The sequence below is a fragment of the Mesorhizobium sp. M7A.F.Ca.CA.002.05.1.1 genome (assembly GCF_003998335.1).
In the GTDB taxonomy this organism is placed as follows: Bacteria; Pseudomonadota; Alphaproteobacteria; order Rhizobiales; family Rhizobiaceae; genus Mesorhizobium.
Map to the genome: position 1 here is coordinate 1 of NZ_RZQI01000920.1, position 2,311 is coordinate 2,311.

The window sequence follows — 2,311 nt, forward strand, 5'->3', positions numbered from 1 at the left end:
TCGCCGCCGCGCAGGGCGGCCTGCATGAGGATGGCCGCGAGACCTACGGTCATTCGCTGATCGTCGATCCGTGGGGCCGTATCATCGCGGAAGCCGCGCATGACGAGCCTGATGTGATCGTCGCCGAGATCGACCCGGCGCAGTCGCTTGCCGCGCGCAAGAAGATCCCCAACCTCAGGAATGCACGGGATTTCGCCGTCAATGCCGGTTCGGGCGAGGCGCCGCGGCTCAGGGGTGCAGCCTCTTGATCCGCTTTGCCCTGATCTGCGAGCACGAGCACGAATTCGAAGGCTGGTTCCGCAGCAACGACGATTTCGACACCCAGAAGAAGCGCGGCTTTGTCGATTGCCCCACCTGCGGATCGCACAAGGTGCAGAAGGCGCTGATGGCGCCGGCCGTCTCCACGGCGCGCAAACAGGAAACAATAGCGCTGGCGATGGGCGAGGCGCAGAAGCAGGCTTTGGCACAGCTCAAGGCAATGGCCGAGAAGGTGCGCGAGAACGCCGACTATGTCGGCGACAAGTTCGCCGAGGAAGCGCGAAAGATCCATTTCGGCGAGAGCGACCCGCGCGGCATCTATGGCGAGGCGACGCTGGACGAGGCCAAGAGCCTGGCCGAGGACGGCGTCGAGTTCATGCCGATCCCGGTGTTCCCGGACGATCGCAACTGAGTCTTTCGACGCCAGCGGGACAGCGCCCCCCTTTGTCCTGCCGGACATCTCCCCCACGGGGGAGATCGGACGTCACCTAGGCCTTCGCCAATCTCTGACGTGGCAGGCGCAGTGTCGAAGCTGCCAATCTCCCCCCTCGTGGGGGAGGTGTCCGGCAGGACAGAGGGGGGCGCGAAGGATCGCAACAGAAATTAGCTCACGCTCCCGATCAGCTTTTCCAGCAGCCGAGAGAGCGTCTCCCGTTCCGCCGGCGTCAAGCCCGAGAGAATCTCGTGCTCGTTGGCAACATGGGCAGTGACGGCCTCATCGATCAAGGCCAGGCCCTTGTCGGTCAGCCTCACGACAATGCCGCGCCTATCGTTGGGATGCGGCCCGCGCAGGATCAATCCGGACGTTTCGAGCCGGTCGAGCCTGTTGGTCATGGCGCCTGACGTCACCATCGTCGCTTCATAGAGGGCGGTTGGCGTCAGCGCGTAGGGAGAGCCTGAACGGCGCAGCGTGGCCAGCACGTCGAATTCCCCGGACTGCAATCCATAACGGGCAAACAACGGCGCTAGGCGCTCGCGGGCGATCAGCGAGGCGGCCTCGTTCAGCCGCCCGAGCACACCCATCGGCGAGACATCCAGATCGGGCCGCTCCCGCTTCCATTGCTCGATCGCCCGTGCTGCCCTGTCCAACTGTCTCACCATCATATATCTTGACGTTAAGAATCTTTCCATTATCTTATCTTAACATGCAATGCCGGCCAAGGGCCGCGCTACAGGATTCGGTCAATGAAACGTCTTTGGGATTCGGCGCTCGGCCTGCTGGTCGTCACCGGCGGCCTGCTCGGCCTGACGCTGCCATTCGGCAAGCTCGCCACGGCTGCCGGCGTGCCGGCCATGGTCTGGGCCTTCGTCATCTCGCTCGGCGCCGGCGGCGTCTTGCTGTGCGTGCTCCTGGCTCGCGGCCAGCGGGTCCGGCTCACCGCGCACAAATTCCGCTATTTCTTCGTCACCGCCGCGGTGTCCTATGCCGTCCCCAACCTCCTGATGTTCTCGGCCATCCCGCATCTGGGCGCCGGCTACACCGGCATCATGTTCACCCTGTCGCCTGTCATCACACTGGTGTTCTCGATCCTGTTGCGTGTCCGGCGCCCCAACATGCTGGGCATTGTCGGCATCGCCGTCGGCTTCGTCGGCGCCGTCATGGTCGCGGTGACGCGCGGCGAGGCCGGCCAGCCGGCCGATTTGTTCTGGGTGGCGATGGGGTTGCTCGTTCCGGTCAGCCTTGCCGCCGGCAACATCTACCGCACGGTCGACTGGCCGGACGGCACCGGCCCGATCGAGCTTGCCGTCGGCAGCCATCTGGCGTCGGCGGCGATGCTGCTTGCCGGCATTCTCCTCCTGTTCGGCGGCGAGGCTTTCGCGCCACTCGGCGGCGTGCCGCTGGTGGTGGTCGCGCAGGTTGCGTCGGCATCGGCGATGTTCGCCTTCTTCTTCCGGCTGCAGGCGGTTGGCGGTCCGGTCTATCTCAGCCAGATCGGTTATGTGGCGGCGGCCGTCGGCCTGTTTGCCGGAACCATCTTCCTCGGCGAGCACTATCAGCTGCTGACCTGGGCGGGCGCGGTCATCATCACCGCGGGCGTGTTCATCACCACCA

The 2,311-nt window shown here is 65.0% G+C and carries 4 protein-coding genes; 3 read left to right on the forward strand and 1 reads right to left on the reverse strand.

The window, feature by feature from the left end:
* Both EN939_RS30530 and EN939_RS30535 read left to right on the forward strand, forming a co-directional pair.
* Window positions 1-248, forward strand: a 248-nt coding sequence (locus EN939_RS30530; protein WP_335930811.1) for a nitrilase-related carbon-nitrogen hydrolase, incomplete at its 5' end; no start/stop codon positions are given.
* On the forward strand, window positions 245-670 hold the full coding sequence (locus EN939_RS30535) for a DUF1178 family protein (protein ID WP_023811158.1): 426 nt from the start codon (window positions 245-247) through the stop codon (window positions 668-670). The genes EN939_RS30530 and EN939_RS30535, both read left to right, overlap by 4 nt.
* A gap of 191 nt (window positions 671-861) precedes the next feature.
* Here the strand turns inward: EN939_RS30535 and EN939_RS30545 are convergent, their stop codons facing one another.
* Window positions 862-1,347, reverse strand: a complete 486-nt coding sequence (locus tag EN939_RS30545; protein ID WP_127271370.1) for a MarR family winged helix-turn-helix transcriptional regulator — start codon at window positions 1,345-1,347, stop codon at window positions 862-864.
* A 96-nt stretch (window positions 1,348-1,443) separates the two neighbouring features.
* On the opposite strand from EN939_RS30545, the gene EN939_RS30550 reads away from it, so the two are divergent.
* Window positions 1,444-2,311, forward strand: an 868-nt coding sequence (locus EN939_RS30550; RefSeq protein WP_164751366.1) for a DMT family transporter, incomplete at its 3' end; no start/stop codon positions are given.